Annotated in this window: 15 protein-coding genes; 10 read left to right on the top strand and 5 right to left on the bottom strand. The window is 61.3% G+C overall.

Features of this window, described 5'->3' with window-relative positions; all coding sequences use genetic code 11:
- Positions 1-11: 11 nt before the first annotated feature.
- Positions 12-584, top strand: coding sequence for a cation transporter (locus tag ACSBOX_RS03895; RefSeq protein WP_442544894.1), 573 nt, complete (start codon positions 12-14; stop codon positions 582-584).
- Here ACSBOX_RS03895 and ACSBOX_RS03890 read toward each other — a convergent pair.
- Entirely contained in the window at positions 581-1396 is an 816-nt protein-coding gene (locus ACSBOX_RS03890) for an MBL fold metallo-hydrolase (RefSeq protein WP_241706980.1), read from the bottom strand. The genes ACSBOX_RS03895 and ACSBOX_RS03890 overlap by 4 nt on opposite strands.
- A gap of 193 nt (positions 1397-1589) precedes the next feature.
- Between ACSBOX_RS03890 and ACSBOX_RS03885 the strand changes: the two genes are divergently transcribed.
- Entirely contained in the window at positions 1590-2681 is a 1092-nt protein-coding gene (locus ACSBOX_RS03885) for an EAL domain-containing protein (protein ID WP_442544893.1), read from the top strand.
- A 25-nt stretch (positions 2682-2706) separates the two neighbouring features.
- Here the strand turns inward: ACSBOX_RS03885 and ACSBOX_RS03880 are convergent, their stop codons facing one another.
- On the bottom strand, positions 2707-3351 hold the full coding sequence (locus tag ACSBOX_RS03880) for a TetR/AcrR family transcriptional regulator (protein ID WP_442544892.1): 645 nt from the start codon (positions 3349-3351) through the stop codon (positions 2707-2709).
- A gap of 250 nt (positions 3352-3601) precedes the next feature.
- On the opposite strand from ACSBOX_RS03880, the gene ACSBOX_RS03875 reads away from it, so the two are divergent.
- From ACSBOX_RS03875 to ACSBOX_RS03865, 3 genes are all read left to right on the top strand, one after another.
- Positions 3602-5107, top strand: a complete 1506-nt coding sequence (locus tag ACSBOX_RS03875) for an FAD-dependent oxidoreductase (protein WP_442544891.1) — start codon at positions 3602-3604, stop codon at positions 5105-5107.
- Between the two features lie 62 nt (positions 5108-5169).
- Positions 5170-6216 (top strand): type IV toxin-antitoxin system AbiEi family antitoxin, encoded by a 1047-nt coding sequence (locus ACSBOX_RS03870; RefSeq protein ID WP_442544890.1) that lies wholly within the window; start codon positions 5170-5172, stop codon positions 6214-6216.
- A 61-nt stretch (positions 6217-6277) separates the two neighbouring features.
- Positions 6278-7027: a hypothetical protein gene (locus tag ACSBOX_RS03865; RefSeq protein WP_442544889.1), complete on the top strand. Its 750-nt coding sequence runs from the start codon at positions 6278-6280 to the stop codon at positions 7025-7027.
- A gap of 34 nt (positions 7028-7061) precedes the next feature.
- On the opposite strand, the gene ACSBOX_RS03860 is transcribed toward ACSBOX_RS03865, so the two are convergent.
- Positions 7062-7637, bottom strand: coding sequence for an NADPH-dependent F420 reductase (locus ACSBOX_RS03860; protein WP_442544888.1), 576 nt, complete (start codon positions 7635-7637; stop codon positions 7062-7064).
- Between the two features lie 1015 nt (positions 7638-8652).
- On the opposite strand from ACSBOX_RS03860, the gene ACSBOX_RS03855 reads away from it, so the two are divergent.
- The 5 genes from ACSBOX_RS03855 to ACSBOX_RS03835 all read left to right on the top strand — a co-directional run bounded on the left by ACSBOX_RS03855 (position 8653) and on the right by ACSBOX_RS03835 (position 12295).
- Positions 8653-8799 carry a hypothetical protein gene (locus ACSBOX_RS03855; RefSeq protein WP_442544887.1) on the top strand — a complete coding sequence of 49 codons (147 nt, stop codon included), beginning with the start codon at positions 8653-8655 and terminating at the stop codon, positions 8797-8799.
- Between the two features lie 72 nt (positions 8800-8871).
- On the top strand, positions 8872-9015 hold the full coding sequence (locus tag ACSBOX_RS03850) for a hypothetical protein (protein ID WP_442544886.1): 144 nt from the start codon (positions 8872-8874) through the stop codon (positions 9013-9015).
- Positions 9016-9152: 137 nt separating this feature from the next.
- On the top strand, positions 9153-9812 hold the full coding sequence (locus ACSBOX_RS03845; protein ID WP_442544885.1) for a response regulator: 660 nt from the start codon (positions 9153-9155) through the stop codon (positions 9810-9812).
- Complete coding sequence (locus ACSBOX_RS03840) at positions 9809-11599, top strand: hypothetical protein (RefSeq protein ID WP_442544884.1); 1791 nt, start codon at positions 9809-9811, stop codon at positions 11597-11599. The genes ACSBOX_RS03845 and ACSBOX_RS03840 overlap by 4 nt, the downstream gene beginning before the upstream one ends.
- 90 nt (positions 11600-11689) lie before the next feature.
- Positions 11690-12295: a YdcF family protein gene (locus ACSBOX_RS03835; protein WP_442544883.1), complete on the top strand. Its 606-nt coding sequence runs from the start codon at positions 11690-11692 to the stop codon at positions 12293-12295.
- Between the two features lie 217 nt (positions 12296-12512).
- On the opposite strand, the gene ACSBOX_RS03830 is transcribed toward ACSBOX_RS03835, so the two are convergent.
- Complete coding sequence (locus tag ACSBOX_RS03830) at positions 12513-13334, bottom strand: hypothetical protein (protein ID WP_442544882.1); 822 nt, start codon at positions 13332-13334, stop codon at positions 12513-12515.
- Between the two features lie 103 nt (positions 13335-13437).
- A complete protein-coding gene (locus ACSBOX_RS03825; RefSeq protein WP_442544881.1) occupies positions 13438-14580 on the bottom strand; it encodes an acyltransferase family protein in 1143 nt (380 codons plus the stop codon).
- Positions 14581-14744: the final 164 nt, after the last annotated feature.

The raw sequence follows: 14744 nt of genomic DNA, 5'->3' as shown, positions 1-14744 counted from the left end.
GCAAGGAGCGCGTGATCTTGTTGCGTCGCGGGCTGCGGCTGGAATACGCGACCCTGGGTTGGAACGTGGTGGGCCTCGGCGTCCTGGCAGCCGCCGCGATCCAGGCCGGGTCCCCGGCGCTGGCCGGTTTCGGCCTGGATTCCCTGATCGAGATCTTCGCTTCGATCGTAGTGGTGTGGCAGCTCAAAGGTTCCCACCAGGAGCGCGAAGCCCCCGCGATGCGCCTGATCGGAATTGCCTTCGCAGTGCTCGGCGCCTACTTGCTCATCCAGGTGGCCGTTGTGTTTTCCACCGGGGTCCGCCCGGCCGCCTCAGTTCCGGGCATCGCCTGGACGGCCCTGACCTTCGTGGTCATGCTCGCCCTGGCGTGGGGCAAGATCCGCACCGGGCACCGCTTGGGCAATCCGGTGCTCAGCGCGGAGGGAAAAGTGACCCTCGTGGACGCCTACCTGGCCGGCGCGGTGCTGGCCGGACTCGTACTGAATGCCCTCTTCGGTTGGTGGTGGGCCGATCCCCTGGCGGGGGTCGTCATCATCTATTACGCAGCCCGCGAGGCGCGCCACGCCTTCAAACACACCCCTTAGTGCTGCGCTTGCGTCTCCTGGAGCCGCTTGATGAACCAGCGCGATTGCTCGGGTCCGTAGGGAAGCACCGGGATCGCTTTGGTAGCGTCCGACGGCGTGTCCCGGATCGACTGCCTTGCTTGGCGTACCGCTGTGGACATGGTGTTGGCCATGGTCTTCACGAACTGGTCGCTGCATGGCTTGCCGTGGCCGGGGATGAGGAACTCGTAGCGGTGGCGCAGTGCGGAGATGTGCCGCAGGGCGTCGGCCCAGTCCTCCGGGTAGGAGTCCTCGAACGACGGATGCGCTCCTTGTTCCACGAGGTCACCGGCGTAAAGGGTGCTGGGCGTGCCCACCAGGAGGTCGCCGTCGGTGTGGCCACGGCCGAGGTAGAACAGCGTCGCGGTGAGGCCGCCGAGGTCAACCAGCACAGGCTGGTCCTTGACGATCGCGTTGGGAATGACGATCTCGACGGCGTCGCCCTGGCCCGCGGCCATCTCAGGTTCGGTGGCGGCCACGAAGCGGCGCTGGTGGTCGCCGTCGTCGTCGATTGTCGCGGCACAGTTGACGTGCCCCCAAAACTCGGTGACGCCGTCGTCGGCAAAGACGGCGTTGCCGAAGTAGTGGTCGTAGTGGGCGTGGGTGTTCACGACGACGAGCGGCAGCTGGGTCTTTTCGCGGACGGCGGCGAGGATCTGCTTGCCCTGGCGGGGGCCGCAACCGGTGTCGATCACCATGGCTCGTTCGGTTCCCACAACGAGGCCCGTGTTGAGCAGGCACCCTTCGGTCTCCAACACGTAGTTGTTAGGGCCGACTTCGAGCCATGCTGACATTGTTTCTCCGTCTGATGCGTTCCGGCAGTGTTCAGGCCTCGATTCTACCCACGTGGAGCTGGGAGGATCGGGAGCGCTTTCCCTCCAATTCAGATTTCATTCCAATGCAGGCCTGCCGGATTGTTCGCCTGTAGTATTCCCCTTGTTTGCAGGTCCCGGGCTCAGCCGGAGCTAAAGGCAAAGGAATGATTTCATGTCGACGCGAAAACCGTCCCATTTTGCATTGACCGACGCCGGGTTGCGGGCCAGCGGGGAGACTGCCGAGCGGCCGCTCAAGCAGCTCAGCGGGCTGCGCCGCCAGGTCCTGGAAATCATTGATGAGGTCTTAGGGGACTCTTCGCAGGCAACGGATGCGGTGCGTGAGCAACTTCGCCAGCACATTGCCGCCAACCCCGGGCGTCCGGAAGAGGCGCTGCTGGCGCACTTGTCTGAGCTCAGGTCGGAACGGCCGGACCCTCAGGACGAACCGGCCGCGCAGGGCGAGCAGGACGAGCCGGAGTCTCAGCACCCAAGCAGCCCGCGGCTCGAGGCCGTGCTACGGGACCACATGCTGATGACCGCCTTCCAGCCCGTTTTCGACCTCACCACTGGCACGGCGGTCGGCGCCGAGGCTTTGACCCGCTTCGTCAGCGACAGCGGAGACCCTGCCGATTTCTGGTTCGCGGAGGCCGAGGACTCGGGGCTCAGGACGGATCTCGAATTCGCGGCGTTGGAGTCGGGGCTTGAGGCTGCCCTGAAGCTGCCGCCCCATCTTTTCGTGGCGTTGAAGCTTTCCGACGAGGTCTGCTTGGATCCGCGTCTTCCTGGGCTTTTCGAGCAATCCCCGGTAGCGCCCGGTCGGGTGATCCTTGAGGTTTCCGGGAAGTTCCCCCAGGATCAGGCTGATTCGCTCGACGCAGCCGTGGCTCCGCTGCGCAGCGCCGGCGTGCGCTTGTCCATCGAGAACACGGGTTCCTTCTTCGCCGGGGCCAGCCATATTCTTCGGCTCAAGCCCGAGATGGTCAAGCTGGAACGGAATTTGACTGCAGGTCTCAGCCTGGATGCCCTCCGGCAGGAACTCGTCGAAGCGGAGGTAGCGTTCGCACGGGAGATCGGGGCGGTCTTGACTGCCCAGCGCATCGAAACCAAGGACGAACTCCACACTCTTACCAGCCTGGGTGTCACCCTTGGACAGGGGTATCACCTTGGCCGGCCCTCGGTCCAGCCCCGCGAATGGGCGAAGTGGGGCGGGAAAGGCCGGCACCTCGCCTCTCCCGGCGGTCGCGGCCGGACAGCGAAGAGCTAACAGGCTGGGCAGAACCCGGGAAAACTCAGGCGGCTGCCGGGTGCTCCGGGCCTCGGTGTTGTTCTATCAGCCAGGCGGCCATCTGTTGGGCGCGCTTCGACGCCAGGACGTCGCCTTCGGTGGCCGAGATGATGGAGCCCTTCATCAGGATGTGCCAGGAGCGCGCGAACTCCTCGGTGCGTTCCAGTCCGGCTTCTTCTGCCAACTCCTGGATGTGTCCCCTGATCCTGGCGAGGTAGCCGATGCTGGCTTTCCCCAGCGGATGTTCACGCCCCATTTCGAGCAGGACGTTGATGAACGAGCACGCTTCGAAATCCTCCCGCTGGAACCAGTCGCCGAAGACGTCGAAGATGGCGAGCAACTGCTCCTCGGGGGTGTTTCCCCGGCTTCGCGCGTCGGAGATGATCAAGTCCACGGTCCAGATCTGGTCGCGAAGCGCGAGGAAGGCAAGAACCAGATCGTCCTTGGAAGGGAAATGGCGGTAGAAGGTGGCCTTGGCTACTCCTGAACGCTCGATGAGCTGGTCGACCCCCACCGCGCGGATCCCGCGCCGGGAGAACAGTTCGTAGGCGGCATCCAAGATACGATCCACCGCGTCATCACGGGTGGTCGTTTGTCCGGCTGGTAATGAAGACGAACCGGGTGCTTCCGAGGCATCTGGCGAGCTCATGATGAAAGCAATCCTACTCCCGGAGCAACCAGACAGACCGGTCTGTCGGATCCCATTTTGCGCCAACGCGGGGTCACTTACGGCCGATGTCGGGCAGCAACATGGGCCGTAAGTGACCCCGCGTTGGGTAAAAGGCCAGCACGCTACCCTATTGCTTCTCTTGCGGCCTTCTGCTTCTCTGGCACTACCGGGCCGCCGCCGCGCTAATTCCGGTGCGGTCCGCGGCCGGCTGAAGGGACGTGGGACCGCTATGACTTCTCTGTGGCTAGACGCGCGCGAGGCTTCCGCAGTAGCGAGCCCCGATGAATTCACGCCCGGGAACAGCTACGACGCCGTCGTGGTCGGCGCCGGGCTGACGGGCCTGGCCACGGCCCTCATGCTGGCACGGACCGGGAGCAGCGTGCTGGTCCTCGAGGCCCGACAAATCGGGGCAGTCAACACCGGCAACACCACGGCCAAGTTGAGCCTTCTGCAGGGCACCACGCTGTCCAGGCTCCGGGACCAATATTCAGTGAACGTTGTCCGCGCATACGTCGACGCGAACAGGGCCGGCCAGAAGTGGCTGCTCGATTACCTTGAGGGCCGGGGTGTCCCTTTCCAGTACCGGGATGCTTACACCTTCGCCACGACGCCGACCGGCGCGGAACACCTCGTCGCGGAGGCCAACGTCGCCCGGGCTGCCGGGCTCAACGTCAAGTCCACCCGCGAGACCGGGCTGCCGTTCGACGTCGACGCCGCCTTGCGGCTTGCGAAGCAGGCCCAGTTCAACCCGATGGACGTCCTGGATGCGCTGGCTGCGGATGTCCGCGCCGCGGGCGGCAGCATCGTCGAGGGTATCCGCGTCATGAACGTCCGCAACGGCGATCCCCTGACGGTGGTCACCAGGAAGGGCGAAGTCCGGGCCCGCAACGTGGTTCTCGCCACCGGGACGCCCATCCTGAACCGCGGGCTCTACTTCGCGAAGCTGCGGCCGAATCGTTCGTACGCCGCCGCGTTGCGGCTGCCGGACGGCATGAGCCCGCCTCCGGGGATGTACCTTTCCGCCGAGCCGCCCACCCGCTCGATAAGGGACTACCCAATGCCCGACGGCGGGCGGTTGCTTTTGGTGGGCGGGTTCGGGCACGCGGGCGGCCGGGCGCCGTCCACGCAGGTCCACGTGAATGAGCTGCTCGGGTGGGCCCAACAGCATTATCCGGGTGCCGAGGCCACGCACACCTGGGCTGCCCAGGACTACCAGGCCGGTAATCTGATGCCCTTCTTTGGCAGGTTCCCCCGGGGCCACGGGAAGATCTTCTTCGGCACCGGTTACAACAAATGGGGCATGACAAATGGTGTTGCGGCGGCACTGGATATCACCGCGGATATCCGTGGCGAAAAGCTGGAGTGGGCCCGTATCATCCATCACCGGGTCACGGGTGCCCGCGGGGCGGCGTCGACCATTTCGCTCAACGTCGAGACTCAGCAGCAGAATTTCCGGGACAAAGCAGCCTTGAAGGAGAAGCCGGCCATCACGGAGGAGACCAGCCCCGCCGAGGGCACAGGCGTCACGGGACTTTTCCACGGGAAACCCGCCGCTATCTGCACGGTGGATGGGGTGGTGTGCAGGGTGTCGGCAGAGTGCGCGCACTTGGGCGGGATCCTGCACTGGAACGACGCCGAGAAGTCGTGGGACTGCCCGCTGCACGGCTCGCGCTTCTCGGCAGCGGGCAAGCTGTTGGAGGGTCCGGCGACGCACAATTTGTTCAAGCTGCAGTAGTGGTTGGCCGCGTTCAATATTTCCCCTGGTTCAATGCGATTGAACGAGGTAAAGTATTGAACATGGCTTCCAGTGTGATGTTTTCAGCGTTCCAAAGGGCATGCCTTGATCATGGTTGGAAGGTTGAACGTGGGTCCGCCCTAAAGGGAAGGCCCTCCTTCCCGAGCTACGAGGCCCTTTTGGACCTAGGCGACGTGCGCGTACCTCTGCGTGTAGTCGAAATCGAGAGGTACCCCCTCTCGTCTGACGTGGCCATCAGGGTCGCGAGGGAAGAAGCCGCGGATTTCATCTTGGCTCCGCGAATCGGGTCCAAGCAAAGTTCAGAGTTTCGCACTCTCTCAATGAATCACGCAGATCTAAGCGGACGAATAAGTCTCCGGTCACCCCATGCAGTCTTGGAGATGGAAGGGCGTGCAAGCGGGTCTCCAATGGAGAATGCGTTCAGCATCTGGCTCCAAGAGCACAAAAGATCTGCTGTCGTGGATCTAACCTCTCCTAAATCCGCTCAACTCATATTCTGTTTGCTGACTTGGCCAAAACTCCTGAAAGCACCCACTCGGATGATTTCCGACGTGGCCGGCGTTTCCCTCGGACTGGTTCCGCGCACCATGGGGTACATGGAGGATCAGGGATTACTGCGTAATCGAACGTGGGTGGACTCCGGCCGATTGATCGTTGCTCAGGCCTGGCTGGCCTCCTACCGCAACAAACTCGGACCTTCTCTACACCTCACGTTCATGGAGGGGCCCGAGGACGGCAGCTTCAAAATTGAGGACGCCACTCTCGGAAGTGGCTCAGCGATTCCCGGACTAATCCAACCAGCGGTATCCACGGTCTACGTGTCCGATCTGACAGCGAAGTTCGTTCGCGCGAACAGACTAAGAAAGGGTGACCGGCATACCGTTGAGCTCCGCAGGCTTTTCTGGCGAACGCCACGCGAGGAGTTCTGGGACTTCCATTTTCACTCGTCTGTTGAAACCGCTACGGCACCCCCTCTTCTGGTCTATGCCGACCTCATCACATCTAAAGATCCCAGAGAGCGGGAGGTGGCAGGTGTTTTCCTCCAAGAGGAGTCTCGACTTCACTGGCTTAGTCCGGGGGCAATTTGAACCGCTTGCGAGCGTCGTGGCATCAGTTACTTCGAAGACAAAGCTGACTTCGAGTCAATTCATGGTGGTAGGAGCAGAGGCACGAAATCTGCTGCATCTGAGCTTTGGCTTAGACCCGGCACACTTGAGCACAACGAGCGACGTCGACATAGCCTTGGCCATGCCCTCCTGGCGAGGATTCGGGCAGCTTACCCCAACTTTCCGAGTGATGAACTCGAGCAAGTCCGCGATTAGATTCAGAATCGATGACATTCCGGTGGATGTTATCCCCTTCGGGGGCATTGAAGACCCGAAGGGCATCGTGCAGATTCCGGACGACTCCCAACAAATCAATGTCCTGGGTTATACGAGGGCATTTGAGTGCGCGGAAGAATTCGTTCTGCCTGATATCGGTCCGATCCTCGTGGTGTCGCCGCCCTTCTACGTGATTCTGAAACTCGAGGCTCTGGCCGATCGTTCCAAATGGCACAAGACAAAAGACGCCGAAGATATCGGTACTGCTCTAACCTGGGTTGATGGCAACGAAAATGAAGACCTCATTTTCGAAGACGAGTACGAACTCCTCACATCAAATAACTTTGATATGGCTGTCACCGTGACCGAACTCCTTGGACGCCAACTGGCTGGACTTCTCGACCTCAGCGAACACGCCCGGCTCGTAGACAAAGTCTCAGAGCTTGCGATCAGCCAGTTTGCGTCCGACCTCCGGAGAGGGTTGTTTCGAGGGAGTCAGGTCAACAAGAGCGAAGCTGCAATGGCCCGATTTGGAGCGCTAATCAGGGGTCTACGGTTCGATGAGGCCCGGAAATAGCCCACGACTTCCGGCGAGCGTGTCGCCCCGCCACTCAGCCGGTGTTGCGGCCTAAGCGTGCCGCCAGCTCGCCGGGGCGGTTGAAGCGGTAGAAGAACGGACCGAGTTCTCCCCTGTCCAGCGTTGAGGTCAGGGCGATGAGGCTTTCCAGCAGTGGGGCCTTCGCCAAGTCGCCAAGGTGGATCGGCTCGAATCCTGCATCCCGGATGAGCTGCTCGGTCGCCTCGCGAGCATCGGCGTCGGATGCGAAGAGGGTTCCTGGTGGCGTTGGCTCGGCGTCGACGGCGTCATAGATCGAAGCGAAGTTGGTGTTGAACGCCTTTGCGGTGGGCCCGCCGATGATCGCTTTGACCTGGTGGGCAATCGAGTCGTAGCCCGGCGGCCGATCGCCGAAGGTATTGCTGGCATCGATGGTCACCTTGCCGTCGAGGCCGGCAATCTTGGCCAGTCCGACGGCGATCGAGTCTCCCGGGATGGCGACCACCACGACGTCGGCGCCGGTTGCATCACCGCCGTCACGGCCGAGCGCAGTCACGTGGTGGCCTGCGGCTGTCCAGCGTCGAGCGAGGGCGCCGCCGACGTGACCCCGCCCAATCACGGTAATCCGCATGGATTCCACCTATTCATTTCGAGGCAAGTACCGACGGAAGACACCTGCCGGATGCAGCACTGCCGACTAGTCGCTGGGGCCTACCGGCTCGTGGCCACCCGATTCACCACGTGAATTTCGTTCGGCGTCGAGGCAATCATCGCAGCGGCCAACGAATTGATGTGGGCAATCGGGCCCGCCATCGCCCTCCCCGCGGAGCAACGTAACTTTCATTCCGGCATCCTAGTCCCCCGCGCTGACCGTCGGAAGGCTTCGCGCCCGTGTCCTTCCTGGGAACGGCAAGCCACCGTCAAACGGATGCTCGAAAATCCCTTCCAACAAAAGCGATAGTGTCGTATGATTTCCTGCAAGTCGTGGGTCGCGGGGGCACCTAAATGAATAGGAGCTTCCCTTGCGACGTCTACATATTATTGCCTCAGCTACTGCATGTCTTTCTTTGATTGCGACCGTCCTTATCAGCGTGCAAGCAGTTATCAGAACTGTTTCCATAGCACTTTGTGCCGGATTTCTGGCTGGGTGTTCTGGGCCCGCGGTCTCGCCTTTGGCGACCTTCAGCAGTCCGCCGGATGGTGGCGACACGGCCCTATTGTCCGGTTCGCTAACCCTTGAGAATGGCTGCCTTTACCTGACAAGCACTGAGACAAACAAGCGCTGGCTACCGGTGCTTCGGGCGGAGTCCGGTCCCGAATTGAGAGACGACAATTTGGTCTTCGGCGGAGCGAAGTTCGCCGTTGGCAGCCAAGTCGGCCTGGGCGGCGGTGAATCAGGCCGATCCGATGCCAATTTCCACATCCCAAGCTCATGCGACGGTTCGCCACGATGGCTAACCTGGAACGTAAATGCCGCGGCTAAATGACCGCGCGATCTAGATACTGGTTGACTTTGAGGGCGTTGCTTGGCGCGACGGTAATTGTGAAGAATGTCCGTGGGGGGGGCAATCGTGAAATGGTACCGCTGGGTGCATCAGCTGATCTTCGCTGTATCCCTGGCACCGCTTTGGATGGGTGTTTGGGACGTGTCTCTTCGAATCCTCCTCCCGTTGCTTGCCCTGATTCCCTATGGCATCAATGAAGTGATTCTGCACCGGAGGGAGAAGGCCGGGCGTGCACGCGCGGCCGAGCTCGATCGCAGCGACCAGATGGTGCACGCCTACCGGGAGTAAGCGGCACGGACCCGGTCGCAATACCCGAACCCCGGGAGGCGAGCGCAGATTCAGCGGGGCTATCCTCGCGGCATGGGGAACTACAGCACGGGATATCTGGCCAGGGATGAACGGCGCGAGCGTCGGAGAAGGTTTCAGCGGAGGCTGTCCTACGTTGGATTGGCAATTCTGGCTGCCGCCACAATCGTCGTTGTCACCATCGCCCTCCGCCACTGAGGCAGTCGTCTAAGGCAAGCACTCCGGCAGGCGGCGCCGCGTAGAGTACCGGGCGCACCGCCGTCGTAATCCGTCCTGAGCCGTAACCAACAGACGCTGCTGGTGAATCGAAGGGCGCGCTCGGATAGCCTTCAACCATGGGGGCTATGGGGTGGGTTCGGCGGGTGCTGGTTGTCGAAGATCAGCCGTTCATGCGGGGGCTTGTGGCCGATGCGTTGAGGGGCGCGGAATTCGACGTGCATGACTGCGCGTCGGCGTCCGAGGCCATATCCATGTTCACCGACGTCGATCCTGATGTTCTTGTGACTGACATCGATCTGGGAACCCGGCCTAACGGCGTCGAACTCGCGCACGTCGCGAGGTCCCTCTCCCCCGGGTGCGCGATCGTTTTCCTTACCAACTATCCGTCGGAAGCTCCCTTTTCCGAGTTGCCGGCGGGGTCAACCTTCGTCAACAAGTCGTCCCTTGACTCCGTGGACGGCCTCATCAGTGCGGTGAACTCGACCCTCGTGGAGCTTCCCGTCACCGTGACTCCCCCTGCGGCGTCGGACGCCGCGAAGATCGGCACCCTGACCCGCGTGCAGCTGGATATCCTGCGCTTGATCGCGGAGGGCTGGTCGAACGCTGAAATCGCCAAACAGCGGGGAAGCAGTATGCGCTCCGTGGAGAAGGCCGTGTCCCGCACCTTCGAGGCCCTTGGCCTCACACGGAATCCTGGCGTCAATCCTCGGGTTGCCGCGGCAACGCTGTACGCGCGCACGTTTGGGTTGCCGGCCCCTGCCGATAGCGATGCATGAGCGGCCGCTCCCCTGCGCTCTGGGCCCGGGGTATCGGCGGTAGCAATGCCCTGAGCTTCTGGTCGTGGCTTCTGACCTTACCGTTGGCGCTGACGGTCATGAACATGTTCGCCGGATCGGTCACGCTCGCTGGGACGAGATCGGTCCCGCTGGCTGCGGAAAGTTCCGGCACTGCGGTTGTGTTCGTCGTGCACGTCCTGCTCGGTCTTTTGGGGATGCTTCTCCGCCCCTTGATCACGGCGCGCCCAAGCCTCAAAGGCAGGATCACGACGGCGTTCGGCACCTTCGCGTTCCTCGGCGCCTGCCGCCCTCTCCTGGTGGCTTGGTCCGCGCAGGCCCTGAACATCGCCGACCTCAGTGAAGATCTTTGGGCCCGTGTCCTCATCAACGTCGGGGCAGCCTTGGTCTTCCTCTCGGCGAGCGCGATGCTGACAGACTCGATCCGCGGGCACGCCGTACTCGAACGCCGGCTCCGCGAGGCTCGGGCTGCGATCGAGGCGCAGCTCGGCTTCGATGAGCACCGCTTGCGCTCGATCCGTTCCGACTATGTCACCGAACTCTCCAAGCGCCTCGACACGGTCCTCAGTGCCGGGATGGGGACAGCCCTTGACAGAGCCGGGGCCTCACGCCTGCTGCGGACGATCTCCGATGACGTCGTCCGCCCGATGAGCCACCAGCTCTTCCACGACCACACACCTTTGCCGCCCGCGACGGCCCCTCCGCGGCAGCCGCCTTCCCGTGCAGAACGCACCGAGCGACTCACGGATTTGATCCGGCCTGCACCGCTCGCATTGCCTGTGCTGCTCTTCGAATCACTCATCTCAGTGCGCCTGCTGACGGAATACGACCTCCTCTTCCTGCTGGTTCAGTGGGTTGTCGGAGGGGCCATCCTGCTCATCGGGAACGCCGTGACGGCCCGGACGGTACGGAGGATCACCAGTCCGCTGCAGCGAATTTCCGCAATGACTCTTTGCTATGCGGGCACAGCCGCAATTGGCGCGTCGGTGACCTGCCTGCTCCAGGAGGCGTTCGGCTATGTCCCGTTCTTCTTTTGGGCCGCCATCTGGGCCTATCCGCTGACTGCGCTCACTGTGGCGGTTCTTCGAGCTGCCGAACGCCGACGACGGCGGCATGAGGTCAGGCTGGCAAGCTCGCTGAACGAGCAACTCAAGTTAGCCGACCGCGGGCAGCAGAAGCTGCTTCACACCCGCCGGAGGGTGGCCAGAATCCTGCACACTAAGCTTCAGGGAAACCTGGTTTCGAGCGCCCTCGCCCTGGCCGGCTCCGGAAGGAACGACCCCGAAGAGGATCTTTCCCCGCAAGACGTCAGGGACATCCTCACGCGTGCCGTGGCTACTGCGGAGAGTGAGATCCTGGGCGAGTCGCCCGGGCAGGAGCCGCGTGCAGCATCCAGCGTCCAAGAACTGCTGAGTACTTGGGGGCGCGTGCTGAAGCTGTCGTGCGACATTGACCCTAGGGTATGGGCGTTGTGCGACGAGGACCCCGCCAGGGCCGAGGCAATCATCGAAGTACTCTCAGAAGGCTTTACCAATGCCATCCGCCACGGTGAACGAAACAATGTCCGGGTCACGATGTCGGTCCCAGAGCCGGGCCCAACGCGAGCGGCGGCGGACCCCGGAGCCATTCACATATCCATCAGTTCAACTGGCCGGCTCCGAGGCCCGGTTCGCCCCAGCCTCGGGATGACGACGCTTCAGGCCCTGTCCGAGGAAGTAACACTCAGGGCGGACAGCGACAACGTCGTCCTCCGGGTGGTCCTTCCATGAGTCTGCCGATGGGTCTCTTCGCCAGCAGATAGTAGTCTTAGATCCAGTGCAGCGCTGCCGCCCGTATCCCCGCATTGGTAAGAGGACGGTATGACCCTTCTCCGCGATCACGAAACACAGGCCACTGCGCCTTCCCGAAAGAAACGTCTCTTCTTCCGGTCGTTTGTTGTCATCGCAGCCTTGGCGATCTTCTGGGCCGTTGCTGGCATCTTTCTGTACGTGGCCCCGCCTGCTGACGAACCGAAACACGCTGACGTGTTGTTCGTCCTGGGGCCGCCGGACCAACGCATGGTCTATGCCGAACAACTGATGCAGCAGGGGTATGCACCGACGATTGCTGTCTCAAGCCCGGTGGGGAAGGACGGCAGATTCACGGCGGATATATGCGGCGCTCAGCGCTCGTACCGAGTTATCTGCTTCCACTCGGAACCGTTCACGACTCAGGGTGAGGCGCGGACACTAAGGGACCTGTCCGAACAGTATGGCTGGAAGAGCGCTAACGTCCTCACAGCTCAGTTCCATGTGACCCGCGCCCGGGTGATCGTCAGCCGCTGCTACACAGGAGACCTGCACATGGTCACCGACCGGAGGAGCTTGCCAATGTTCTCCTGGACAAACGCTACCTATTCCTGGGCGTATCAATACCTCTACCAGACAGCGGCCTTCGTCAAGGTTGCGGTCCATCCGGAGTGCTAAAGAATCAATGAGTGAGCGCGGCAGTTGCCACAACAGAGGCAAGCGCGAACAGCATTACGAGCCCGAGATAGACGAACAGATCCTGACGTGTTCTCCGACGACGCTTACGTCGCCATCCGGAACAGACCCCCCATTATTCATAGAGTCAAGCTACGGTTTGCCACCTGAAGCAGTTTAGAAGTGGCGTTTACCTGCTCTTTGTGGACATCCGATCAACTCAGTCGGGTTGTGCACGGTCGTGAGCACACGGATCTACATAGGCAGGACCACGCCCCAATAACTCGTGGACCCGACTCATAGCGGCAATGTCGTGCCCCCGGTCTCCGGCACCGCGGCACCGAATGATGAAGGTAGACGAAACCGCGGCGAAAGTTAGTGACTGCAGCGCTTCAGCGGTGCAAGCGTCAACTCTCGGTATCGGACGGGGCGACACGCCTGCCCTTTCCATTGATCGGCCCAAGGCGAGGTCATCAATAAGATCGAAGTCCCACTCTTTGTCATATGCGGCGTGCTCGACCATCTCACGGCTGAGCAGAATGGATGTCCCGGTGACATACGTCATTCCGTTCTTCTCCCAGAGCGTGCCTCCGTAATAGCCCGTATTCGGCAGGCTCTGAACGAAGCGCTGCAGCAGGGGCAGATTCACGTAGCTAGAAGTGTTGGTACGGAGAATGTAATCAAAGTCCTCTGTGTCCAGAATATGGCGGAACGCAGCCACTGTCTTTGCATTTGTCATTAGATACGTCTCTGGGGTGCTGGTTTCAATCCGATCCCCCACTGTCCGAACACGCCTTGAGGCCACCCATTTACCAACAAGATTGTAGAATGCAGTCACCGCGGAGCCGCGGAGCATCGTGGGGATGGCGCGAGCAGCGAACCGCACCAGCCCGCTGCTCTGGCCATGGAGCCACCGCACGGGCACGTCGGGGTCTGCTGCCCAGGTTCGCTTCTGCCCGTCCTCCTGGATTGTCCGCCACGGCTCGGCATCATGGGCCAAGACAATAACAAATACCCGTTTCATGTTTCCCCCAAAAGTCATGCCCCAAGTGTAGGCGCCGGACGACGAACAAGTGGCTATCAAAGTGCCCGTGAGCCGATACTGTCCGCTGAACAGAGAACCCGGACGGCCGTATGGTCCCCTTTTACTTGACGAGCGTTTGACGGTCGGGTGCGGGCGAACCGGGCATGCGCGCCCTTAACCGTTGGTTCAAGGGATGCTCTACATATTGATAGAGGATTCCGGAAATGAAAATAGCCGCTGCGAGAGTAGCTGTCGCCTTAATGGCATTCAGTGAAGGGGAGTCGGTATGGGGAAGGATGATACTTAGTCCGGTCACCAAGACAAGGTGGCTAAGGTAAAGGGCGAATGACCACTGACCGAGGCGAACGAACATGGGCGATCTCAAGTGCGATGTCCTGCCACTAAGTTCCGCTGTCGCCGCAGCAGCAATGAGTAGCATGAATGCCGGAATCATTATCAGTGAAGCCAAATCGGAAGGAAGGGACTTCATTCCAAACTGCGCGAGAGGCCCGATCCTCTGCGTTATCCCAACAGACAATCCGACTGTGCCAAAATAGCACAGCACTGTGATGGCACCGGCTGACCGAAGTCCAAGTCGAAGTCGCCACCCGGCCTTAACGAACACCGCTAGGACGATTCCGAGGATAAATTCCCAGAGCCTGTAGAGCGGACTTACATAGAAGAACGCGACGGTTGGACCGCCGCGAATCAGCACGTGCCCTACGAGAGTTATGAAAGCAATCCCGAAATAAAGACCCAGGCAGCCTAGAAGGACTTTGGATCGACTGGCAGCGGTGATCCGCCGCGAGATCCATGGAAACAGAGCGTAGAAGAACGCCTCGTCCGAGAGGGACCAACTGGGGCCATTCATTCCAAAATAGACGGACTCCAGGGGCACCCAGGCCTGCAACATAAACAGCGTTGCAATGGCCGTCAGCGGACTGATGGTTTGCCCGCTGAGCAAGATCACCACCCCGATGGCCACCCAGGTCAGCAGGTGGAGTGGGTAGACCCGGGCGAAACGGTTCCTAAAGAAAGGCGTGGATCGCTGAGCTTCCCGTCGAGACCAAGTCAAAACAAACCCGGAAAGAACAAAGAAGAAGCTGACGCCGACGCTGCCCTCGGCGAACAGATCACTGACGACTGGGATCGGTGCATAAATTCTTGTTACGTGGAGCATCACGACCACCACCGCCGCATAGAAACGCAAGCCAGTCAAGTTGTCTAGACGCGATGAGCGCGACCGTGCAGCGTCGACAGTCATGATTTCCCCCAGAGAGCAGATTTTGATCGCGCCGCAAACAAACGGCCACGAAACTAGCTATGTGACCCTATCCGGCGCGCTTCCGCGTGTCGCCATGCGAGTCCAGTGGTCGGTCGAACCATTGACCGACCACTGATCATCTCTACAGCAGAGGACTATGAATT

It is taken from the genome of Arthrobacter sp. KN11-1C, from assembly GCF_052180225.1.
GTDB lineage: Bacteria > Actinomycetota > Actinomycetes > Actinomycetales > Micrococcaceae > Arthrobacter.
This window is presented reverse-complemented; position numbering and strand designations above follow the sequence as displayed.